Origin of the sequence: Dyella caseinilytica (genome assembly GCF_016865235.1) — a bacterium.
Taxonomy (GTDB): domain Bacteria; phylum Pseudomonadota; class Gammaproteobacteria; order Xanthomonadales; family Rhodanobacteraceae; genus Dyella_B; species Dyella_B caseinilytica.
Genome location: NZ_CP064030.1, coordinates 3,578,414 through 3,600,407 on the forward strand (window position 1 = coordinate 3,578,414; position 21,994 = coordinate 3,600,407).

Below are 21,994 nucleotides of genomic sequence, written 5' to 3' on the forward strand. Positions count from 1 at the left end.
GGCCCGGACAATTCCTACCTTGAGTCGCGCAGCACACCTTCGGTAACCCGAGGCTTTCTACTTTTTAAAAAGCGCGAAATGTATACCCGGCATCATGGCTTGTGCGGTCATTCGACGCAGAAACCGCAGATCCACGGATCTTCATCAACAATATGAACACGTAGATGACGTTATATGTTCCCCGTGGATTGATGGACAGGACCGTACTTTTCTTTGGCGCCGACGCGTGTAGGATGGGCGCTACCCGCAGGGGACAAGCCATGCTGACCAACAGGAATACGCTTCCGTTGTCTGCTAGGCCCTGGGCTCGTGGCCCTGGGATTGCGCGCGCATCCCACTTTTTTGCTTCCAGACGGGCCGCTCAGGTCCTGCATTCACACCTTCTTCGCCTGCCATTGCCGATGCCCGGCCCGGCTGCGCATGCACCCGATTTTTGTGTAAGGGAGCCTTCGCTATGCACGACATGAATGTTGTCGATTTGTCACGTCTGCAGTTTGCACTCACGGCGCTGTATCACTTCCTGTTCGTTCCGCTGACGCTGGGCATGACCTTCATGCTGGCCGCGATGGAAACGGTTTATGTCATCACAGGCAGGGAGATCTACAAGCGCATCACCCAATTCTGGGGCAAGCTGTTCCTGATTAACTTCGCGCTGGGCGTGGCCACCGGCCTCACCATGGAATTCGAGTTCGGTACCAACTGGTCGTTCTACTCGAGCTTCGTGGGCGATATCTTCGGTGCGCCACTGGCCATCGAAGGCCTGATGGCCTTCTTCCTCGAATCCACGTTCGTGGGCCTGATGACCTTCGGCTGGGATCGCCTTCGTCCCGGCCAACATCTGGCGGTCACCTATCTCGTGGCGCTGGGCTCCAACCTTTCGGCGCTGTGGATCCTGATCGCCAATAGCTTCATGCAATTGCCGGAGGGCGCGCACTTCAATCCAGCGACCATGCGCATGGAGCTGACCAGCCTATCCGACCTCATCTTCAGCCACGATGCGCAGGCCAAATTCGTCCATACCAGCATCGCCGGGTATGTCACGGCTGCGGTGTTTGTCGCGGGTGTCAGCGCATGGTACTTGCTAAAAAACCGGCATACGGATCTGGCACGCCGCTCGTTCCGTATGGCCGTCCTGTTTGGTGTGCTCGCCACCGCAGGTGTGATCACGCTGGGTGACGCGCTGGGCTTCGTCGGTGCGCAAGCTCAGCCGACCAAGCTCGCTGCCATGGAAGGTTTGTGGAAGACCGAACCGGCTCCCATGCCGTTCAACCTGATCGCTTTCCCCTCGCAGAAGTACCAGACCAACTACGGCGAAATCCAGGTTCCCTACGCTTTGTCGCTGCTCGTCACGCATTCGCTCACCGGCAATGTGCCGGGTGTCGATGAACTGGAACAGGATGCCACCCAGCGCATTCGTGACGGCATTCCTGCGGTGTCGGCGCTGAAGACGTTGTCGGCCAACCCCGGCGATCCGGATGCACTGGCGCAGTTCCATGCGCACGAGAAAGATCTCGGCTACGGCTTTCTGGTGCAGCGCTATGCGCCGGATGTAACCGTGGCAACCGACGACCAGATCGCTACCGCGGCGCGTGATGCGATTCCACAAGTGGCACCGGTGTTCTGGTCCTTCCGCCTGATGGTGGCGCTGGGTCTGGCAATGCTGGCGTACTTCGTGCTCGCCGTGATCTACACCATGCGCAATATTGTCGAGCGCAAGCGCTGGTTCCTGGTGATCGCGGTATGGATGATTCCCGTGCCTTTCATCGCCTGCGAAATGGGCTGGGTGGTGGCCGAACTGGGACGACAGCCCTGGACCGTGTTCGGCGTACTGCCTACCTGGATGTCCGCCTCTACGCATAGCGTGGGCTACATGATTTTCTCGCTGATCGGCTTCGTCACGCTGTACACCATCTTCATCATCGTGGAGATGTACCTGATGGTGCGCGCCATCCGTCGCGGCCCGGACGATGGACATGATGCACATTCACCTCATACATCCCAGGCTGCACGGCTGGCCGGCTACGCGGAGGGTTGATCGATGGAAACGTATGCAGTACTTCAATGCATCTGGTGGCTGCTGCTGGGCGTGCTACTGATTGGCCTGGCGGTGATGGTTGGCATGGACATGGGCGTGGGCACCATCCTGCGTTATGTGGGACGCAACGATGTGGAACGCCGCGTGGCGCTCAACATCATTGGCCCGCACTGGGATGGCAACCAGGTGTGGTTCATTCTCGGCGGCGGTGCGGTGTTCGCGGCATTCCCGCTGATCTATGCCACCGCGTTCTCGGGCTTCTACGTCGTGATGCTCCTGCTGCTTTGGAGCATGATCATGCGCCCGCTCGGTTTCGAGTATCGCAGCAAGCTTCCATCCACCAGCTGGCGCAATGTGTGGGATTGGGCACTCTTCATCAGCGGCTTCGTGCCGATGGTGGTATTCGGCGCGGCATTCGGCAATCTGTTCCACGGCGTGCCGTTCCATTTCGAATGGAACCTTACCTCGCACTACACCGGTTCGTTCCTTGCCCTGCTCAATCCGTTTGCGATCCTTTGCGGCCTGCTGTCATTGTCGCTCTCGGTGTTCATGGGATCGACCACCATGATGAACGGCGGGGAGAATGAGATTTACGAACGCGCGCGCAACTTGGCTCGTATTTCCGCCATCGTTGCCATCGTGCTGTTTGCGATCGGCGGTTTCTGGGTGCACGGTATGGCCGGTTACAGCATCGCCCACGGCCCGGGCGCTGGCGTACCACAGACACCGCTGCAACAAGGTGTGTCGCGCGTGGATGGTTCATGGTTCGCGAATTTCGCTGCGCATCCTCTGCTATGGGTCGTACCGGTGCTCGGGTTTGCCGGCATGTTGGCGGGCGGACTCGCGGCCAACGCGCGCCGCTCACACCTGGCCTGGTGGCTGGGTGCGGTAGCTTGGCTGGGCGTGATCGGCACCGCAGGTACAGCACTGTTCCCATTCCTGCTGCCATCCAGCAGCACGCCGGATCAAAGCCTCACCATTTGGAACTCCAGTTCCAGCGAACTCACCCTGGCTTGGATGGTCGGCTTTGCCGCGGTATTCGTGCCGCTGATCATCTGGTACACGAGCTGGGCTTTCTACGTGATGCGCGGCAAGGTCAAGGCCGATCACATCGTCAATGACGAGCACGCTTACTGAGGACGTGCCATGAAAACGTTTCTGCTATTCGTACTTCTCATGTTCATCGCGATGCTGGTCATCGTCATGGCGGTCATTCTCGGCGATGCAGGCGCATGGTACTTCGCGTGGCTGGTGGGCACGGCGATGATCGTGCTGATTGCTGCGGCCGGCGGTGTGATGCTCGACGCACAGGACGAGCGCCGCGCCCAGGCGTCGAAGGGGTCAGCCGGGAACGCGTGATGTTTACACCGTGTTGATGCGCAGGGTCGGCACTACGCCGACCCTGCGTTGTGGAGATCTGGATGCCTCTTGCTTCGACCAGCTGGCTACGGCAACAAGCCAGCCCCGTGCGCCATCTGCTCGTTAACGGCATCGTCGCAGGCGCCTTGCAAGCCGTATTGATGTGCGCTGGCGCGTGGCTGGTGGCGCACGTGCTGTCGCAGGCGATTTTTCACGCCAGCCCGCTCGCTTCGCTCTGGCCGTGGCTGGTCTGGCTGCCACTCATTGCCGTGGCGCGTTTCACGTTGACGGTGAAGCAAAGGCGCACGACGTTCGAGGCCGGTGCCAAGGTGAGCGCGACGGTCCGGCTGAAGTTGGAGGAACGGCTGCGCACGCTTGGTCCGCTTTGGGCAGCACAGCAATCACGCGGCGATATCGTCACGCGCTTCGTCGACGGTGTCGATGCATTGGTTCCGTACTATGCGGGCTATCTTCCGCAACTGGCCTTTGCCGCGATCGTGCCCGCCATCATTTTTGCTTCAGCGCTGTTTGCAGATCCGTGGTCGGCTCTTGTGTTGGCGGCAACAGCACCGCTGATTCCCATCTTCATGCTGTTGGTCGGGCGTGCTGCTGAGCAGGCAAGCCAGCGACGCTGGAAACGGCTGCGCCGCATGGGCGCGCACTTCATGGATGCGCTGGCCGGACTCACCACGCTTCGACTGTTCCGCGCAGTAAGCCGCGAAGAAGCTTTTCTCGCCGCCACCGGAGATGCCTATCGACAGGAAACCATGGCGGTGCTGCGGATCGCGTTTCTCTCCGCTCTGGTGCTGGAATTCTTCGCCACCGCGAGCATTGCCGTACTGGCCGTCCTGGTTGGTTTTCGTTTGTTATGGGGAACCCTGGGTTTCGAGCCTGGCCTGTTCGTACTGCTGCTGGCGCCGGAATTCTTCCTGCCGTTGCGCGCCCTGGGCACGCAGCGGCACCGCAAGATGGAAGCTGCTGCCGCTGCCGAGGATCTTGCGGCGCTTCTGGAAGAAAAAGCACCCGTACTTGCGAATACTGTGCATACAACAAAGCACTCCATCACTTCGAATCAGATTGCTGTTGCTTTCCGTCAGGTGACTTTCGGTTACGACGATGGACGCGATGTGTTGTCTGATGTGAACCTTGCTGTCACCGCAGGCGAACGGTTGACCATCGTGGGTACCACCGGCAGCGGCAAGAGCACACTTTTTTCGTTGCTGATGGGATTCGCCACTCCGCGCAACGGCAGCATCCTGATCAACGGCGAAGATCTCGCCCATCTCGATCTCGATGCATGGCGTCGCCACATCGCCTGGGTGCCGCAGCGACCGCACATCTTTCGTGGAACACTGCGCGACAACCTGTTGCTGGCATCGCCCGATGCTGATGAATTGCAACTGGAACGCGCCATTCACGCCGCGGCGTTGACGCCGGTCATTGCGCGCCTGCCACGGGGTCTGGATACGCCACTGGGGGAGCACGGCCAAGGACTCTCCGGCGGAGAACGCCAGCGGCTTTCGCTGGCACGCGCCTGGCTGCGTGACGCGCCCGTGCTTCTGCTGGATGAACCCACCCAGCACCTGGACAGCTCGACGGCCGCGCAGATCAACGCATCGCTGAGCAAGCTCGCCGAAGGACGTACGGTGATACGCATTGCCCATCGCCTGGATGCGATTGGTGCGGATGAACACGTCGCTGTCATGGCGGAAGGGCGCGTCGTCGAAACCGGGCGCGCAAGCACCTTGCGCCAAGCCCATGGCGCTTTCGCCCGCCTGCTCGCTGCGGATCGCGCTGCATGAGGCGCGCGGACGCTCCTGCATCATCCCTGTTGCTGGCACGCCGCCTGCTTGCCTTGTTGCGCACCGAGCGCGGCTGGATGCTGACCGGCACAATGATCGCATTGCTGAGCACGCTCGCCGGCATCGGCTTGATTGCGGTATCCGGTCACTTCATTACCGCGATGGCGCTGGCTGGCGCGAGCGGTGCGGCGATCAACTACTACACACCAGCGGCGCTGATCCGCCTGCTCGCCATCGTACGCACGCTGGGGCGCTATCTCGAACGCCTGATAACCCATGACGCAACCTTGCGCCTGCTCGCGCGTCTGCGTTCGTGGCTTTTCGCGCGATTGGCTCCGCTTGCACCCGCACGCCTGACCGTATTGCGCAGCGCCGAGCTGTTCTCCCGTTTGCGCGCGGATATCGACGCGCTCGAACATGCTTACCTCGGCATTGCCATTCCTGCCGTCACTGCCATCACGGTTATGTTCAGTGCGCTCATTGTCGCGCTGATCTACATGCCATGGCTCGGCGCTTGCCTGGCTGCCCTGTTTGCAGTCAGCGCCTGGTATCTACCCTGGCAGGCATCGCAACACGGCAAGAAACCAGGAGCGGAAACCGTGGCCTGCGCCGAAGCGCTGCGCGAGCTGACGGCCGATGGCCTGCGCGGACGTGCGGAGTTGGTGCTGTACGGCGCCGAAGCCATGCATGCCGAACGCATCGTCAAGATGACCGCACAACAACAGCAGGCGCGTCGCAAGCTCGACGGGCTGCAGGCCATGGGCAGTGCAGGCGTCATGCTTTGCGCCCAGTTAGCGGTGATCGGTGCGCTCGCGCTAGGCCTGCCTGCGCTACATGAAGGAACGCTCGCCGGCCCCGATCTGGTTATGCTCGCCTTACTGGCTCAGGCAAGCTTCGAGGCTGTCGCGCCACTACCCGAAGCCTGGGCGCAATGGGGTGCAACGCTAGCCTCAGCGCAGCGCGTCTTTGCGCTGGCCGATACACCGCCAGCGATCGAAGAGCCCGCACAGGTTTCACCCACCATCGAACATTTCGACCTTTCCATTCGGCAACTGCGGCTGCGTTACAACGAAACTGCATCCTGGGCGCTCGATGGTGTGAACCTGGATCTGCCGCAAGGCGCGCGGTTGGCTTTGGTGGGACCTTCCGGCGCGGGCAAGAGCAGCCTGATGGGTGCACTGCTGCGCTTCTATCCTTTTGAAGGCCGGATCGCGCTTGGCGGCATTCCTCTCGAAAATCTGGGCGGCGATGAGGTGCGATCCCACATCGCGGTAGTCGAACAACAACCTTATCTGTTTGACGCCAGCCTGCGCGAGAACCTCAAGCTTGGTCGCCCCGATGTCACGGACGAAGAACTTCGCACCGTGATTACACAGGCACGGCTGGACAGCTACGTCGACAGCCTTCCGCATGGTCTGGATACGTGGGTCGGCGAAAATGGCATCCGTGTTTCGGGAGGCGAGGCAAGGCGTATTGCCATCGCACGCGCGTTGCTGATGGACGCACCCATCCTGATTCTGGACGAACCCACGGAAGGGCTGGATGCTGTGACAGCTAACGAACTCTATGACAGCATCGCCGTGGCGGCCCGCGGACGCAGCCTCCTCGTGATCACGCATCGGCTAGGCAAACTCTGCTCGCTTGTTGACGAAGTGGCGGTGATGCGCGACGGACGCGTGGTCGAGCGCTTGCCGGTGGAAGCTTATCGGTCGCGCTTCATCCCGGATGCGCAAACCATGCACGAGCCATCATCCACTGCCCTGTCATGACAGGTAATGCTTTATATGCGCCGTAGGCGCATCATGGATCCTTGCCCTACTTCCAGATGGCCAGGAAGAACGAGGTTGCCCCACTTCTGCAGTCAAAGCGAATGGGAGGGTTTATGTGGAAGACCCGTGTCAAGTTCGTTGCCTTGGTGTTCGTGGCTCAAGCCTTGTTGAGCAGCACCCATTGTCTGGCGCAAGCAAAGACGCATTCGGATTATGCGTCCATGGCGCCGCTCGATCAGTATTTGATATCGAATGAACAAGCGGAAATCGCGCTCGCTCGTAGCGCCGCACCCGCTTCGATTTCACAGGCCGCCGAAATCATGGTCCTAGGACCCAAGGGTTATACAACCGCCGTAAAAGGCAGCAACGGATTTGTCTGTGTGGTAGAGCGCGGATGGGGTGCCGCCACCGATAACGCCGAATTCTGGAATCCCAAAGTGCGCGCACCGATGTGCTTCAATCCAGCCGCTGTCAGAAGCTTTTTACCCATCTATTTGATGAAAACAACGTGGATTCTCGCGGGAGAGTCGAGAGCGGACATTCCCAAGTCAATAAACGCTGCATTCAACAGCAAGGAGTTGTCCCCGCTCGAACCTGGCGCGATGTGCTACATGATGTCCAAGCAGCAATATCTGAACGATGAGGGCATGCACTGGCATCCGCACCTGATGTTTTTTGTATCGGACGACCCGGCAAAAAGCTGGGGAGCGGATTTGCCGGGCTCGCCCGTTATCTCTGCGAACGATCCGGAAGAACGCGTCACCATCATGTTCGTATTGCTCGGCGATTGGTCCGATGGCACGAGGGCCCCTTCGAGCATGCACTACTGATGCCTAAACAAAGGGCGCCATAACAGGCGCCCTTTGTTCACATGCTTGCAACCGGAGACTTCGGCTCAAACGTTGTTGAGGTTCTGCCAGCGGGATTGAGCGATCGCCGGATCGGTAACACTCGGCGCGCCCGTCTCCACGTGGCCTGCGAAACGTTGCACGAATCCATTCTCCGCATCCGCGCGCACGACCAAGTCGTACCAGCCGTAGCTATCCCCCAGATACCACTTCTTGCGCTGCTGCTCGCCGGGATGAAGTGCATAGGTGATGGATTCGCCGTTGTACAGGTTTTCGGCGGAAACGTTGCAGAAATCGTGACCCTCGTTGGACAGTTCCAGCACGACACTGCCCTCGTTGACATCGTAGCGAACGGCAATACGCAAGGTGGTTTTGGGAGACGAAAGATCGCCCTTGAAATGACGCATGAAGCCATTCGGACCGTAGACGCTGTAGTCGTAAGCCGCTTGCGTGGGCCAGGTCGGCGATAGCGACTTACCTGCTTCGACCGTGTAATACCACGGTCCATTTGAGCTATTGGCCGCGCGTACATGGAAGCACGCGCCAGCATTACCGGTGTTTTCCAGCCTGATGCCCAACACACCCTGCTCGTTGAAAAGCGCCGTGGCGTGCAACTCGTACGGCAACGCGCGTGCCGGTTTCATACCAGCTTCCTGATTCGGCAAGCTCTGATCCGTCGGCACCGTCGGTACATAATCCGGATAGCGCTGATCGTTCGGTGGCTGGTAGGCACTGGTGCTGGGTAGCGAAGGCTGGCTGCGGTCAGGCTTGGCGAAGTCGAAGGCGGACGTCAGATCGCCAGCAACTGTACGACGCCAGGCAGTGATGTTGGGTTCTTGCAAATCCCCATATTGGCGCTCGAAACGGCGCTCGATAAAGCGGATCAGCGAGGTGTGATCGAACACTTCGGAGCAAACCCAGCCACCCTTGCTCCACGGCGACACCACGATCATCGGCACGCGCGGTCCCATGCCATATGGTCCACTCTCATAACTGCTACTGCCCGGGAAGATTTCGTTGGCGATGGAAACCGTCGACTGCCCTTGGGTGTTCGAGGGCGGCACGCACGGCGGCACCATGTGATCGAAGAAACCGTCGTTCTCATCGAAGGTGATGAACAGCGCCGTCTTGCTGAATACTTCGGGATTGCTGGTCAACGCATCCAGTATCTGTGACACATACCACGCGCCGTAATTGGCCGGCCAGTTCGGATGCTCCGTATAGGCTTCGGGCGCAACGATCCAGGACACCTGCGGCAAGCTGTTGCCCATGACATCGGCGCGCAACTCGTCGAACAACGTGCCACTGACGGAAATGTTGGTGCCGGTTCTTGCCCCTTGATACAGGGGACTGTCAGGTTGCGCGTTCCGGTATTGGAAGAAATACAACAGCGAGTTGTCGCCGTAATTGCCGATGTACGCGTCATCGGTCCAACCCCAGGAACCAGCGGCATCGAGGCCGGTGCCTACATCCTGATAAAGCTTCCAGCTGACCCCTGCTTTTTGCAGCACTTCCGGGAAGGTCGACCAGGAATAGCCGGCTTCGGCATTGTCGATCACCGGACCGCCGCCTGCACCATCGTTACCCACCCAACCGGTCCACATGTAATAGCGATTCGGATCGGTCGGCCCCATCACCGAGCAATGATAGGCATCGCAAATGGTGAAGGCATCCGCAAGCGCGTAATGAAAGGGAATATCGTCGCGCGTGAGGTATGCCATGGTGGTGGTGCCTTTGTTCGGCACCCACTGGTCATAGTTGCCCTGGTTCCAGGCACCGTGTGTACTGGTCCAGTCATGCGCGAGATCTTCCAGGAACTGCAGACCCAGGTCCGGCGCGGTGGGATGGAATGGCAGCACATAGCTGGAACCATTGGGCTGATACCACACCGAATTACCAGTCGTCAGATTGACCGGACGCGGATCACCGAAACCGCGCACGCCTTTCAGCGAGCCGAAATAGTGATCGAAGGATCGATTCTCCTGCATCAGGATCACGATGTGCTCAATGTCCTCGATCGAGCCCGTGCGCCGATTGGCGGGAATCTCCATCGCGCGTGCGATGCTGGCGGGGAGCGCCGAGGCCATTGCAGTGCTTCCCAGAAGCTGAAGAAACCTGCGGCGATTCATCGAGGTCGTCATGAAGCACTTTCCTTACGGCACGGACATGTTGCGCGATGCTCGGTCGTGAACGTTTCAATCGTACGACATCACGTGATTTTATTGCGGTGATTTGCGCTTGATCACACTCATACGCGCAAGCGCATGCGAGTCATGACGTGTTCTTCACGATCATCGTGTGCATGCAGCGCGTAGTGGTACGTCGAAAAGGATGCATTCGCGCATAAGAGCAGTGGTTGTATAGACAACCAGATCATCGATAGCGAATGGCTTTGCGCGTTACATGAACCCATGAATCCATTTGCCACCTTACCGTCGTCTCGGCGAAGGCCGGGACCCAATGTCTTTGAAGTTCGGTAAGTCGCTGGGTCCTGGCCTTCGCCGGGACGACGGTAAGGCGATGTTGAAATTCAATGTATGTGTAGCGCATCAACACCGGTCGCCCAGATCATCGCCGCACCAACAATGCCTCAAGTACTTCCGGATCTTTCGGCACCCCTGCCGTAAGCACCTCATGACCATCTCGCGTAACCGCCACATCGTCTTCGATGCGTATGCCGATGCCGCGCCAAGCTTCAGGCACCGTCACATCATCCGGAGGAATGTAGATGCCCGGCTCCACCGTAAGCACCATACCCGGCTCAAGCATGCGCGGCTCGCCATCGACGCGGTAATCACCGACGTCATGCACATCCAGGCCCAGCCAATGGCTGGTCTTGGCCGGATAGAAACGCTTGTAGCTGCCTTGTTCGATGACTTCGGCTGGATCGCCCTTGAGCAGGCCCAGTGCACACAAGCCTTCAGTAATCACATGCACGGCAACATCATGCGCAGCGCTGTAGGAACGTCCTGGCTGCACTTCATCAATCGCTGCCTGCTGCGCGGTAAGCACCACTTCGTACAAAGCGCGCTGTTCGCGGCTGAAACGGCCGTTGACCGGAAACGTGCGGCTGATGTCCGACGCATAGCAATCCAGTTCCGCGCCGGCATCGATCAGCAGCAGATCACCGTTCTTCAGCGGCGCGCGATTGGCCACGTAATGCATGGTGCAGGCATTGACGCCAGTGGCGACGATCGGCGGAAACGCCGCGACCGCGCCTTGGCTGCGCATCACGCGCAACAGCTCGGCTTCGATTTCATATTCGTGGCGCCCGGCACTTGCCAGGCCCATCGCCGCCAAGTGTGCTTCTGCGGCAATCTCCGCGGAGGCACGCATCAATTTAAGCTCGGCGCGTGATTTGTACAGACGCAGATCATGGAGCAGATGACCCAGCGCCACGAATTCCTTGGGCACCACGCCACCACCGCGCAACTGACGCAATCGCCGCATCCAGCTCAGCAACTGCGCATCGAATTGCGGTTCACGGCCAAAATGGCAGTAGACGCGCCCTCTGCCTTCGATCATTCCGGGCAGGATGTCGTCGATATCATCGATAGGAAAGGCATCGTCCATGGCGTAATCGGCCACAGCACGCTCGGTGCCGATGGATTCGCCATGCCACCGTTCGTGCTCCGGATCGCGTTCACGGCAAAACAACACCACTTCGCCGTGCTGGCGCCCCGGCAGCAGCGCCAGGACGGCGTCAGGCTCCGGAAAGCCACTCAGGTAATGGAAATCCGAGTCCTGGCGGTACGGCCACGCAGCGTCGGCGTTGCGCATGCGCTCGGGCGCGGTGGCGATCAGCACCACCGCATCATCACCGGCCATTTTCATCAGCTGGCGACGGCGACGTGCGAATTCGTCGAGGGCAATATTCAATGCAGGGTATCGCTGGAAGGCTGGGCGGTGATGTGGCATTCGGTAAACAGCAACATGGCGGCCATGCGCACGAATTCATGCACTTCGATCAGTGCATCCTCGTCTTCGCTTTCATCGCCGAAGTCCAGTGAAGAAGAACCAATCGCGCCGAGATCGCGCAAAACCTCCTGCCCTTCCTCCGAAAGCCGGGCATGCGCATCGGGGCCGCCAAGACCGAAGCCACCCAGAAAACCACGGCACCAGTCGACCAGGGCATCGGCACGCTCAGGCAACGGGCGGTCATCGGCAGGGAGCAGCGGTTCGAATCCGAGTTCAGGGTCGGCCAGTTCCGTTTCGCTCTGGCGCACCAGTTGATCCAGCACCGATTGGTCGTCGGGGGGAACGGTGATGCCGCCAGCATCCAGTTGCAGCACTTCCAGCAACGGCCGCCGGCCCAGCCGGCCGTTCCCGGCCAGGAAGCCGCATAGGGAGCCGTGCAACTCACTGGCACTGACGGCCAGCCGCAAGTGGGCAATGACATCGTCCAGTTCGTCATAACCGATGGGTTCTTGGGCGGTCATTACCGTACTCCTTAGAGATCAAGCCACAAGTTTAATCGACTGCCAGCCCAACTGTTCCGGACCGCAGATTTCTATCGGCGTCCTGATATAGTTCGGGCCATGAACACACCCGACACCGCCCAGTACGAGCTTGCCGCGCTGAGCCAGCAGCTTGATCGGCTGCTCGAGCATGTGCATCGGTTGAGCGAAGAAAATCGCAGTCTGCGTCATAGCCAGGAACAATTGGCGAGCGAACGCGCCGGACTGCTGGCGCGCAACGAACAGGCGCGTAGCCGGGTAGAGGCCATGATCCAACGACTCAAGGCGCTTGAGAACAATGGCTGACGTTATCAGCACGTCCACGAACGAGCCGGTTGCACTGCGGCTGATCGATCGCGAATTCCTGATCGCCTGCCCGCCGGAAGAGCGTGAAGGCTTGCTGGAAGCGGCGAATTTTCTCGATCGCAAGATGCGCGAATTGCGTACACACGCCAAGACGCCGGGTTTTGATCGGCTGGCGGTGCTCGCTGCGATCAGCATCACACACGAATATCTGCAACTGCAGAAGCGCCCGGTGGCAAATACAAACAACAACGTGTCTGAACCTGGCATCGCTGAAGGATTGGCCACATTGCGTCGCAAGCTTGAAGCCGCACTCGACACGCAACTAAAATAGACGACGGCGTTATCTGCGGTGTGCGCCAGCACACTCTTACATTTGCCTTGTTCCTATATACGGCCCGGGGCGGTTACTTAAGGCTGTTGTGCATGTCCGCCACGAGCGGAAAGCCTCGAGGCCTTGATATCCCTCCCACCTGATCCCACTCGGATCAAGGTCGTTTGGTGGGTAGCGGCATCGCGGTTAACGCCACCTCATTCCCAGCCCGGAAGCCGTTTCAAAACGGCTTCCGGGGAGCGGATCGCCGATTGGGAGTCCGCGGGCGTCATTCGGGATGCCCTGATCCATTCTACGCAGGCGGCATGATGTCCAGAAGGCTCGCAGGGTGTGTTGCGCGGCACAGGGAAGGCCGGATGCCTTTGCAAGCCGCGCGGCGCAGCCTGCGAGCCTTCTGGACATCACCCCATCATTTAAAATCCAACTCGTTGGGGCCGGCTCTGTTCGTCCGCATCCCTTCGGCCCATCGTCTCGACAGACAGCCAGTCTGCCCTCGTCGATGGTCCTGTGGCCTGCGAACGGACAGAGCCGGTGACGCCTACGTAGAATGGATCAGAGCATCCCTAGGAGACGCGCGACGTGGATACCGCCGCACGACGCCGTGAACTGCGCCAGCGGCTGGCTGAACGCCGCCGCGCCCTTACCCCACCCCAGCGCATGATCGCCGCCCAAGGCTTGCGGCGCAGCCTGGAGCATCTGCCCGAATACCATACGGACAAGCGTGTGGCCGGCTACTGGGCCTGCGACGGCGAACTGCCGCTCAACCTCGTCATCCCGCCCCTGGCCAACCGTGGCCAGCAGTTCCTGTTGCCGCTGATCGGCAAGGACAACCTGCTGCGCTTTGCTCCCTGGGCCGCCGGGGACGAAGTACAACCCAACCGATTCGGCATTCCTGAACCGGTCACGCCGCACGAATGGTTTGCCCCGTTCCAGCTCGACCTGGTGCTGGTACCCCTGCTGGGCTTCGATCGCCAAGGCAATCGCATTGGCTACGGTGGCGGCTATTACGACCGCAGCTTCGCTTTCCTCAAGGATCAATTGCGCCCTACCGAGCCATTGTTGGTCGGCATCGCCTACGATTTCCAGGAATTGCCGGAGATTGCGCCAGAAAGCTGGGATGTGACGTTGGACTTCATCGCCACCGACCGCGAACTGGTCGATTGCCGCGCCAACGCTACCGGAGATGCAAGCTAGAGCCTGCCCTCATGGTTTGCATAGTCCGCGCTGCTTACCTAGGGCCGCCAGGTGATGGTGCGTGGCGATGTGCCTGACTGGCCGTCAGGTCGAGCCACGCGGCAGCGCTTGGCGGCCCTAGGTAAGCAACCCTTCGGGCCGGATCTGTTTGCCCACATGGCTGCGTTATCACTCAATCGTGTATCGACATACACTCATTCGTTCTTCCTTGCCATGCGGGCAAACAGCTTTCGGCGCGGACCATGCAAACCATGAGGACAGGCTCTTGAATTACTGGTTGATGAAATCCGAACCTGACACGTTCTCGATCGACGATCTCAAGCGGAAAAAGCGCGAAGCCTGGGATGGCGTACGCAATTATCAGGCGCGCAATTTCATGCGCGACGGCATGCGTGTGGGCGATGGCGTGTTCTTCTACCACTCCAACTGCGCCGAACCAGGCATTGCCGGCCTCGCCGAAGTGGCTAGCGATGCCTACGCCGACCCCAGCCAGTTCGACCCCAAGAGCAAATACTTCGATTCCGGCAGCTCCCGCGACAATCCGCGCTGGATGCTGGTGGATGTGAAATTCACGCGAAAACTCAAGCGCGTCATCACGCTGGATGAGCTAAAGAATCATCCCAAACTCGCTGATATGGCGCTGCTGCGCAAAGGCAATCGGCTGTCGGTGATGCCGGTGGATGGCAAGGATTGGCAGTACATCCTTACGCTTGAGTAGTGATGTCCTGCAGAAATGCTAAATAACTCGTCATCCCAGCTTTCGCTGGGATGACGGCTCGGCAACATTGAATTTAGGGAAAATGTCCGACTGCAGGCTGCGTGCCATACACCATCTTGGGCGAATGCCACTTCCCTAGAAAGTAGAGCACTTGCGCCAGAATGGCGGCTACAAAGTTGAGCGTTACCGGAACACCCGCTCCAACACAAAATCCGCCGTCACTTTCTCCCCCGTCAACAGCATTGCGGTCAATTCGCCACCCAACACCTGTGGCGCAATGATCACGTCCGGCTGCACCAACTTGATACGACTCAAATGCCGTGCATCGTTCACGGCAGCCACCGTTCGCGCAGTGCCAGCCAGTTCCTTCACGGCCAACACCGTGAACGCGTTTTCCGCATCATCATCGCGCATAGCAAGCACCGCCTTCGCCTCGTGGGCACCGGCCTGTCGCAATACATCAACGTCGCTGGAATCGCCGACCACGATATCGACCTCCGTCAGCTCGCCCTCTTCCGGCGCATCACGCAGGAGACGTGTTACGGACTGTCCGCGTTTGACCAGTTCACGCCAGGTATTGATCGCCAGCGAAGTGTTTCCGATGACAACGTAATGATCTTTGCGCTTCATGATGCGCCCCTTCTGGTTGACGATACGCTGGAGGCTGCGATTGATCATCGGCGTGACAACGGCGGTAAGCGACGTGGCGAACACCGCAACACCCAGCACCACCACTGATACCGCGAAAAGACGCGACTCCGGCGTATGCGGAACGATATCGCCATAGCCCACGGTCGTCATGGTGATCATGGCGTAATACAGCGCCGTGACCAGATCCTTGATGGGCGGCGAGAACTCCGCGCCAAGGTAATAGCTGCCGAGGGTGGCGTACATCACCAACATCACCACCGAGGTAAAAGCGAACAGCGTGCTGGCGGCAAGACTGGAGCGATCGAACGCTCGCCAGCTGATCAGCAGAGCCAGCAGCAGCAGTGAAAAATAGATCAGCGTCGGTGTGCTCTGATGGCGACCCAGGACCAAACTGACAATGGCGGCAATCGTCATCAAGACGGTCATGGTCCAGCCCACGCGCGAGCGCATCAGCAGGCCGGCCGACATGGTCAACTGCCCCAAGCCGATCAGCAGAGGCGGCAGCACGGCGGCGTGCTGGTCGAACTGCCCTTCCATCACCAAGGCCAGATAGCGCTGCCAGTCCCGCCCGACGTCCAGATGCAACAGCTTCAGCGCGCCGCCGGCCACCAGCACGGCAAGCGGCACATGCGGAAACCAGCCGTGCTTGCGCAAGGCATTGGCCCAGCGGCGCAGACTGGGTTGTATACGTTGCCCGAGGGGCTCGGATGCCATGCTTTCTCCGTATCGTCCGAACGACGGACCGCCCGGTCACGCCGGGCAGCGCCACCCTAGCAAGTCCCCGCGAACCCTGCCAAACCGGCGGCAAGGATGCGGCCAGATGTCAAATCAACGATCATTCCCTTTTTGGATTTCCGGGGTGATGCCATGAGCAACAGCGACGAAAAGCGCCTGGCGGGCGAAGCCGCCATCAAGTATGTGGAAGATGGTGCCATTGTCGGCGTCGGCACCGGTTCAACGGTCGCTTTCTTTATCGATGCGCTGGCCAGCATCAAAGATCGCATCCAGGGTGCTGTATCCAGTTCGGAACAATCCACTGCACAGCTGAAGAAGCACGGCATCCCCGTGTTCGATCTCAACGCCACCGGCCCGCTCGCACTGTACGTGGATGGCGCGGACGAATGCGATCTGCACAAGCGCCTGATCAAAGGCGGTGGCGCGGCGCTTACCCGCGAGAAGATCATTGCCGAAGCAGCACAGAAGTTTGTCTGCATCATCGACGCCAGTAAGCGCGTCGACCTGCTCGGCAAATTCCCACTGCCGATCGAAGTGATTCCCATGGCGCGCAGCCTAGTCGGCCGCGAGATCGTCAAGCGCGGCGGCAACCCGGTCTGGCGCGACGGCGTGGTTACCGACAATGGCAACTGGATCATCGACGTGCACGGCTGGCAGATCGCCGATCCGGTGGCGCTGGAAAATGATCTGAATCAAATTCCTGGCATCGTCACTGTTGGCCTATTTGCACGACGCTCGGCGGACGTTGTTTTAATCGGCGACAAGATAATGTAGTCACCCGCCAAATGGCGTGACTCATAAACCTCTTCGTTGTTATAAAGAAAAGGCCCAAACAGGGCCTTTTCTTTTAACCCTAATGATTAAAGACGGTTGAGCAAGCCATTACCCTACCTTGGCACGGAACTTTTTTTGTCGAAAATAATTACATTATATAAAACAATAACTTATAAAACTTTCTCGCGCTCAGGTGACGACAATTTCGGCGTGCATCAATACCGAAACTTTGCATTGAGCAAGCGAGTTATATATCCCTATTATTTAATCGCAAATTAATGCGGATGCGACTTTTGACATATTGTCAATAAGCCTTCACATTTATATAAGGGGAGAGTGAGGGGCAGGGGCGTTGCGTGCCTGCAGTCACATCTTCTGACTGTGCATAAATTCGAGGGAGCCAAAATAATGAGTAAGCAATTAAGGACCACGGCGCTGGCCGCCGTGATAGCGGCTGTTTTGTATTTTCCGGCCGCCCACGCTCAGGACACGCAGACGACATCTCCCAATAACGATCAATCGTCGTCGTCGAGCAATGAAAAGCCCGCAGATGCGACTCGTTTGAAGACGGTTGTGGTCAGCGGCTCGCTGTTCAACGATGCACAGATCGATACCGCGACGCCGACTTACACCATTACCGCCAAAGACATGAAGGCGCAGGGCTTCAACAACGTCGCAGAAGTGCTGGCGAACTCTGTTTACTCGACTGGCGCGAACTTTTCAGGCGGCAGCGTCGGCAACAACATTACGCCAGGCGCGCAGACCATCAACCTGTACGGCCTGAATCCCGACTTCACCCTGGTGCTGATCGACGGCAAGCCGCTCAGCCAGTTCGGCCAGCTCTACAACGGCCAGAGCAACTTCACCAACGTTTCCAATATTCCCATCACCATCGTTGATCACATCGACATCATGCCCGGTGGTGGCTCGTCGATTTACGGTTCCAACGCCATTGCCGGCGTCGTGAACATCGTGCTCAAACAGCACATGGACGGCGTGGAAGTGACTGCGCGCTCCAATACCTACCAGGGTGGCGGCGGTGGCGGCAGCGTCCTCTCTGCCGTGGGTGGTCACGACTTTGGCAAGCTGGACGTCATCGGTGCATTCGAGTACGACCATTCAACGCCGATGTGGGGCTACCAGCGTCCGTTTGTCGACAGCTCCAACTACAACCCGAACGGGCTGAACATCCTGCCGGTCTCGGTCGGCGTGCTGAACTACGGTAATCCGGCCTCGTCGAGCTATACGGGCATCCAGACCGGATTCATCAGCCCACCCAACGGCTGCGGCAGCCTTGCAGGCCTTTATGGCGGCAGCACCGTGTTGACCAATGGCGCAAAGAGTACCCCGCCGCTGTCCGGCAATTATTGCGGATCGCCAGCGACCAACTCTTACGTGACGCTGGCCAATGAGAACGAGAGCTACGACAGTATGCTCAAGCTCAAATACAACGTCAGCGACAACCTTCAGTTCTACGCTGACGCGTTGGTCGACTTCCAGAAACAGAAATACGACAACGGCGGCTCGCAGACCAATTACTGGAGCCCGCTGGACTTCGGCTCGAACATCGTCGATGCCAATACCGGCAATGTCGTTTCCCCGCTGTACTCGTTTGCTCCGGAAGAAATCCCCGGCGGTTACTACGGTGTGATGACCCGGCAGAACGATCTGCTGTATCAAGCTGACGTTGGCGCCAAGGGCACGTTCGGCAACTCCAACTGGAATTGGGACATCTACTTCCTGCGCTCGGGCGACAAGACCACGCTGAGCATGCCGGTCAGGCTGGCCTCCGCCGTGGACAACTTCTTCCTCAACCGCTTCCTGGGCGGCGGCTCGGTGGGAACCGAATACGGCTACAACGTCTACAACATCAACTACAACGCGTTCTTCCAGCCGATTACACCGCAGCAGTACGCCAGCTTCTCGACGAACATCCCAGCCAGCAGCAACACCTGGATCAACACTACCCGCGCCACGATCAGCAATGACAGCCTGTTCGCACTGCCTGGCGGTGATGCCGCGCTGGCCTTCTTGCTGGAAGGCGGCAGCCAGGCGTGGTATCAGCCTGTGAACAGCTTGCTGGCCAGCGGTCAGGTTTGGGGCCAGTCTGCTACCTCCGGTGGCGGCGAACGCTCGCATCAGGACGCTGCCTTCGAGTTCAACTTGCCACTGCTTAAGCAGCTGACGATGGATCTGTCAGCCCGTTACGACTACTACAACATCGGCAATGGCAGCGATGCCGCGTCCAACCACAAGCTCACCTACAAGATCGGGCTTGAGTATCGTCCGTTCGACAACTGGCTGATCCGCGGCAATTACACCACCTCGTTCATGGCGCCGGACCTGGCGTCGATGTTCCTGGGCGCATCGACCACCTACTCGTACATGCCAGATCCGTATCTGTGCGCCATCAATGGCAACACCAATTGCCAGAACTACTACGAAAACGCGATCAACTACATCTACTCCAACCGCGACCTCAAGCCGACGACCGCAACGAGCTGGTCGGCAGGTACGGTGTGGTCGCCGATGAACAACTTGAACCTGAGTGTCGATTTCCTGCATCTGTCGGTCCAGAATGAAATCATCCAGCAGAATATTCCGGAACTGCTTTCGCAGGACAGCCAGTGCTTGCTGGGGCAGTTGCCCGCCAGCTCCCCGACATGTACGGCTGCACTCGCTCAAGTGCAGCGCAATAGCCTGAACCAGGTCACCAGCATCACGACCTACTACATGAACCTGTCGAGCGAACAAGCCAACTCGCTCATCGCTGACGCGAAGTATCATTTCGACGTCGATCCGATCGGCACATTCCTGGTGCACTTCTCCTATCAGGATCTGCTGAAGCACACCTATCAGCTCTACGCCGGTGCAGCTCCGATCAACCTGCTGACCAACAACCTCTACGACAACAGCACCGAGTTCAAGAGTGTGGTCACCGGCGACCTGACCTGGTCGTGGCATGACAAATTCTCCAGCACCTTGTACTGGCACCGTTACGGCCGCACGCCGAACTACATCGCATCGTCGGAAGGTCCCACCACGCCTGGCGCTGGCTGGGTCGCGCCGTGGATCTATTACAACTGGAGTTTCACCTACTCGCCGACAAAGAACCTGGATCTGTCGTTGATGATCAACAACCTCACCAACAAGATGCCACCAGTCGACCGTGCCTACACGGTATTCCCGTATTACAACCAGAGCGCTTACAACGTGTATGGACGGGAATTCATGTTGCAGGTCGACTATCGCTTTGGCGGTGGACATAGCGACTAAACCGTCAGTTAGCTCGATGGTTGTGAAAAGCCGGACTCCTTGGGAGTCCGGCTTTTTTTTGCGCCAAGCTGAAACCTCTCTCTTTATCGGTGACTCGCCCCTACCCCAGAGCCATTTCGAAGGACGTATGATGGATGCGGACTCGCCGGGGAATCTTGCCGGCGTGTGCAGGCCACTCATCCAGACCAGGGCTTACGGGATATGGCATTCGAACTCCACACATTTATCCATCTGCTCTTTATCGGCGTGGTGGCACTGTTCCCGGTAGTCAATCCGATCGGGACCGCCTTCGTGGTGATGCCTTCTCTTACGCAACTGGACAGCGCCGGCAAAAAGCTGGCAGTACGCACGATCACGTTCTACGCGTTTTGCATCTGCACGGTGACGCTGATCGCCGGCGAATGGATACTGAAGTTGTTCGGCCTGTCGATTCCCGTGGTGCAGTTGGCAGGCGGCATCATGATCTGCAAGATGGGCTGGGAATTCCTCTCCTCCGACAAGGACGACAGTGCCGACAGCAGCAGCGATGTCGGTCAAACAGCACAGCACAATATCGACAGCAAACTGTTTTACCCGCTGACGTTTCCGTTGACCACGGGAGCAGGAACGATCTCGGTGTTATTGACCTTGAGTGCACATGGCACGAATACCGATCTACGCCAGACGCTGTACAACATGACAGCCATTCTGCTTTCGATCGTGGTGATGTGTGTGCTGGTGTACGTGTTCTTTCTCAACACGCAGCGCATCGAGCGCTATCTCGGCTCGCAAGGCGAGAAGATCTTCAATCGGCTGATAGCTTTCTTTATTTTCTGCGTGGGACTGCAAATCGCTGTCACAGGTCTCAAGACGCTTTTTGGCTGAGTCGTGCCAGTTGACGCAAAAGTGAGACAGATTCATTTGTCACCAGATCCATGACGCTGGAAACGAGCCTCCTCGTTAGGGCTGGGAAAGTACCGCGTCATTAGCCGTTTAGCGTGCGACCACCATCAACGATGATTTCAGAGCCGACCGTCCAGCGAGACTCGTCGGAAGCCAGGTACAACACCGCTTTGGCTACTTCTTCGGGTGTACCAAAGCGGCCGAAGGGAATGGTGGCGGCAATGTCCTTGTTGACCTGCTCGCGGTAGATATCTGGGATGCCGAGCTTGTCATACAGCGGAGTGTTGACTGGACCCGGACTGACTGCGTTGATGCGGATACCTCGCCCCAACAGTTCACCCGATAGCGTCTTGGACATGTTGAGCAGGGCAGCCTTGGTCGCGGCATAGATCGACGAATGCGCGGCACCCACGTGGGCATTGATGGACGCGTTGAGCACCACTGAGGCCGGGTTGGCAAAAACCGGCAACAACGCCTGGATCAAGAAATACGGCCCCTTTACGTTGGTGTCGAAGGAACGGTCGAACATATCTTCCGTCCATGCTTCGATCGCTTGCCAGACGGACACGCCTGCATTGATGAAGGCAATGTCGAGTTGGCCGTAGTGCGCCTGGACGTCCTGCGCCAGCTGCTGCTGAGCAGCCACACTTGCCGAGTCGGCAAACAGCACCAACACGTCGGGACCCAGCTCAGTCTGAGCCTTTCGGATGGAATCCGGATTAACGCCGGTAACGATCACGCGTGCGCCTTCGGCGATGAACTGCCTAGCCGTTTCAAGGCCGATGCCGGTGGTGCCGCCAGTGATGAGGGTACGTTTGCCTTGTAAGCGGGCCATGAAGATTCTCCTGTGAGCCAAA

The 21,994-nt window shown here is 58.7% G+C and carries 18 protein-coding genes and 1 other RNA gene; 14 read left to right on the forward strand and 5 right to left on the reverse strand.

The window, feature by feature from the left end; all coding sequences use genetic code 11:
* Positions 1-454: 454 nt before the first annotated feature.
* The 6 genes from ISN74_RS15780 (at position 455) to ISN74_RS15805 (ending at position 7,795) form a co-directional block, all read left to right on the forward strand.
* The gene (locus tag ISN74_RS15780) at positions 455-2,035 is read left to right on the forward strand and encodes a cytochrome ubiquinol oxidase subunit I (protein WP_188800125.1); all 1,581 of its coding nucleotides are present in this window, start codon (positions 455-457) and stop codon (positions 2,033-2,035) included.
* Between the two features lie 3 nt (positions 2,036-2,038).
* The gene (gene cydB / locus ISN74_RS15785) at positions 2,039-3,172 is read left to right on the forward strand and encodes a cytochrome d ubiquinol oxidase subunit II (RefSeq protein WP_188800126.1); all 1,134 of its coding nucleotides are present in this window, start codon (positions 2,039-2,041) and stop codon (positions 3,170-3,172) included.
* A gap of 9 nt (positions 3,173-3,181) precedes the next feature.
* Positions 3,182-3,394 (forward strand): hypothetical protein, encoded by a 213-nt coding sequence (locus tag ISN74_RS15790; protein WP_188800127.1) that lies wholly within the window; start codon positions 3,182-3,184, stop codon positions 3,392-3,394.
* A 62-nt stretch (positions 3,395-3,456) separates the two neighbouring features.
* Positions 3,457-5,196: a thiol reductant ABC exporter subunit CydD gene (gene cydD, locus ISN74_RS15795; RefSeq protein WP_188800128.1), complete on the forward strand. Its 1,740-nt coding sequence runs from the start codon at positions 3,457-3,459 to the stop codon at positions 5,194-5,196.
* On the forward strand, positions 5,193-6,965 hold the full coding sequence (gene cydC, locus ISN74_RS15800) for a thiol reductant ABC exporter subunit CydC (protein WP_188800129.1): 1,773 nt from the start codon (positions 5,193-5,195) through the stop codon (positions 6,963-6,965). Before cydD ends, cydC begins: the two co-directional genes overlap by 4 nt.
* Before the next feature lie 113 nt (positions 6,966-7,078).
* The gene (locus ISN74_RS15805) at positions 7,079-7,795 is read left to right on the forward strand and encodes a hypothetical protein (protein WP_229679315.1); all 717 of its coding nucleotides are present in this window, start codon (positions 7,079-7,081) and stop codon (positions 7,793-7,795) included.
* A gap of 65 nt (positions 7,796-7,860) precedes the next feature.
* Here the strand turns inward: ISN74_RS15805 and ISN74_RS15810 are convergent, their stop codons facing one another.
* From ISN74_RS15810 to ISN74_RS15820, 3 genes are all read right to left on the reverse strand, one after another.
* Positions 7,861-9,954 (reverse strand): phosphocholine-specific phospholipase C, encoded by a 2,094-nt coding sequence (locus ISN74_RS15810; RefSeq protein ID WP_188800130.1) that lies wholly within the window; start codon positions 9,952-9,954, stop codon positions 7,861-7,863.
* Between the two features lie 427 nt (positions 9,955-10,381).
* The gene (locus tag ISN74_RS15815; RefSeq protein WP_188800131.1) at positions 10,382-11,731 is read right to left on the reverse strand and encodes an aminopeptidase P N-terminal domain-containing protein; all 1,350 of its coding nucleotides are present in this window, start codon (positions 11,729-11,731) and stop codon (positions 10,382-10,384) included.
* Positions 11,689-12,252, reverse strand: a complete 564-nt coding sequence (locus ISN74_RS15820) for a UPF0149 family protein (protein WP_188800132.1) — start codon at positions 12,250-12,252, stop codon at positions 11,689-11,691. Before ISN74_RS15820 ends, ISN74_RS15815 begins: the two co-directional genes overlap by 43 nt.
* Before the next feature lie 99 nt (positions 12,253-12,351).
* Between ISN74_RS15820 and ISN74_RS15825 the strand changes: the two genes are divergently transcribed.
* The 5 genes from ISN74_RS15825 to ISN74_RS15845 all read left to right on the forward strand — a co-directional run bounded on the left by ISN74_RS15825 (position 12,352) and on the right by ISN74_RS15845 (position 14,819).
* Complete coding sequence (locus ISN74_RS15825) at positions 12,352-12,576, forward strand: TIGR02449 family protein (RefSeq protein WP_188800133.1); 225 nt, start codon at positions 12,352-12,354, stop codon at positions 12,574-12,576.
* Positions 12,569-12,907, forward strand: coding sequence for a cell division protein ZapA (locus ISN74_RS15830; RefSeq protein ID WP_188800134.1), 339 nt, complete (start codon positions 12,569-12,571; stop codon positions 12,905-12,907). Before ISN74_RS15825 ends, ISN74_RS15830 begins: the two co-directional genes overlap by 8 nt.
* Before the next feature lie 7 nt (positions 12,908-12,914).
* Positions 12,915-13,100, forward strand: a non-coding RNA gene (gene ssrS, locus ISN74_RS15835) — 6S RNA.
* Positions 13,101-13,486: 386 nt separating this feature from the next.
* Positions 13,487-14,101: a 5-formyltetrahydrofolate cyclo-ligase gene (locus ISN74_RS15840; RefSeq protein WP_188800135.1), complete on the forward strand. Its 615-nt coding sequence runs from the start codon at positions 13,487-13,489 to the stop codon at positions 14,099-14,101.
* Between the two features lie 280 nt (positions 14,102-14,381).
* On the forward strand, positions 14,382-14,819 hold the full coding sequence (locus tag ISN74_RS15845) for an EVE domain-containing protein (RefSeq protein WP_188800136.1): 438 nt from the start codon (positions 14,382-14,384) through the stop codon (positions 14,817-14,819).
* A 183-nt stretch (positions 14,820-15,002) separates the two neighbouring features.
* Here the strand turns inward: ISN74_RS15845 and kch are convergent, their stop codons facing one another.
* Positions 15,003-16,184 carry a voltage-gated potassium channel protein gene (kch, locus tag ISN74_RS15850; protein ID WP_188800137.1) on the reverse strand — a complete coding sequence of 394 codons (1,182 nt, stop codon included), beginning with the start codon at positions 16,182-16,184 and terminating at the stop codon, positions 15,003-15,005.
* A gap of 153 nt (positions 16,185-16,337) precedes the next feature.
* On the opposite strand from kch, the gene rpiA reads away from it, so the two are divergent.
* The 3 genes from rpiA to ISN74_RS15865 all read left to right on the forward strand — a co-directional run bounded on the left by rpiA (position 16,338) and on the right by ISN74_RS15865 (position 21,119).
* A complete protein-coding gene (rpiA, locus tag ISN74_RS15855; protein WP_188800138.1) occupies positions 16,338-16,979 on the forward strand; it encodes a ribose-5-phosphate isomerase RpiA in 642 nt (213 codons plus the stop codon).
* A 408-nt stretch (positions 16,980-17,387) separates the two neighbouring features.
* Positions 17,388-20,255, forward strand: coding sequence for a TonB-dependent receptor domain-containing protein (locus ISN74_RS15860; RefSeq protein ID WP_188800139.1), 2,868 nt, complete (start codon positions 17,388-17,390; stop codon positions 20,253-20,255).
* Between the two features lie 201 nt (positions 20,256-20,456).
* Positions 20,457-21,119 (forward strand): MarC family protein, encoded by a 663-nt coding sequence (locus ISN74_RS15865; protein ID WP_188800140.1) that lies wholly within the window; start codon positions 20,457-20,459, stop codon positions 21,117-21,119.
* Between the two features lie 100 nt (positions 21,120-21,219).
* On the opposite strand, the gene ISN74_RS15870 is transcribed toward ISN74_RS15865, so the two are convergent.
* Complete coding sequence (locus tag ISN74_RS15870) at positions 21,220-21,972, reverse strand: SDR family oxidoreductase (RefSeq protein WP_188800141.1); 753 nt, start codon at positions 21,970-21,972, stop codon at positions 21,220-21,222.
* Positions 21,973-21,994: the final 22 nt, after the last annotated feature.

What these genes read in the sequence shown, in the direction of transcription:
- ISN74_RS15780 (WP_188800125.1), top strand. Translation starts at nt 455, where the DNA reads ATGCACGACATGAATGTTGTCGATTTGTCACGTCTGCAGTTTGCACTC.
- cydB (WP_188800126.1), top strand. Translation starts at nt 2,039, where the DNA reads ATGGAAACGTATGCAGTACTTCAATGCATCTGGTGGCTGCTGCTGGGC.
- ISN74_RS15790 (WP_188800127.1), top strand. Translation starts at nt 3,182, where the DNA reads ATGAAAACGTTTCTGCTATTCGTACTTCTCATGTTCATCGCGATGCTG.
- cydD (WP_188800128.1), top strand. Translation starts at nt 3,457, where the DNA reads ATGCCTCTTGCTTCGACCAGCTGGCTACGGCAACAAGCCAGCCCCGTG.
- cydC (WP_188800129.1), top strand. Translation starts at nt 5,193, where the DNA reads ATGAGGCGCGCGGACGCTCCTGCATCATCCCTGTTGCTGGCACGCCGC.
- ISN74_RS15805 (WP_229679315.1), top strand. Translation starts at nt 7,079, where the DNA reads ATGTGGAAGACCCGTGTCAAGTTCGTTGCCTTGGTGTTCGTGGCTCAA.
- ISN74_RS15810 (WP_188800130.1), bottom strand. Translation starts at nt 9,954, where the DNA reads ATGACGACCTCGATGAATCGCCGCAGGTTTCTTCAGCTTCTGGGAAGC.
- ISN74_RS15815 (WP_188800131.1), bottom strand. Translation starts at nt 11,731, where the DNA reads ATGCCACATCACCGCCCAGCCTTCCAGCGATACCCTGCATTGAATATT.
- ISN74_RS15820 (WP_188800132.1), bottom strand. Translation starts at nt 12,252, where the DNA reads ATGACCGCCCAAGAACCCATCGGTTATGACGAACTGGACGATGTCATT.
- ISN74_RS15825 (WP_188800133.1), top strand. Translation starts at nt 12,352, where the DNA reads ATGAACACACCCGACACCGCCCAGTACGAGCTTGCCGCGCTGAGCCAG.
- ISN74_RS15830 (WP_188800134.1), top strand. Translation starts at nt 12,569, where the DNA reads ATGGCTGACGTTATCAGCACGTCCACGAACGAGCCGGTTGCACTGCGG.
- ISN74_RS15845 (WP_188800136.1), top strand. Translation starts at nt 14,382, where the DNA reads ATGAAATCCGAACCTGACACGTTCTCGATCGACGATCTCAAGCGGAAA.
- kch (WP_188800137.1), bottom strand. Translation starts at nt 16,184, where the DNA reads ATGGCATCCGAGCCCCTCGGGCAACGTATACAACCCAGTCTGCGCCGC.
- rpiA (WP_188800138.1), top strand. Translation starts at nt 16,338, where the DNA reads ATGAGCAACAGCGACGAAAAGCGCCTGGCGGGCGAAGCCGCCATCAAG.
- ISN74_RS15860 (WP_188800139.1), top strand. Translation starts at nt 17,388, where the DNA reads ATGAGTAAGCAATTAAGGACCACGGCGCTGGCCGCCGTGATAGCGGCT.
- ISN74_RS15865 (WP_188800140.1), top strand. Translation starts at nt 20,457, where the DNA reads ATGGCATTCGAACTCCACACATTTATCCATCTGCTCTTTATCGGCGTG.
- ISN74_RS15870 (WP_188800141.1), bottom strand. Translation starts at nt 21,972, where the DNA reads ATGGCCCGCTTACAAGGCAAACGTACCCTCATCACTGGCGGCACCACC.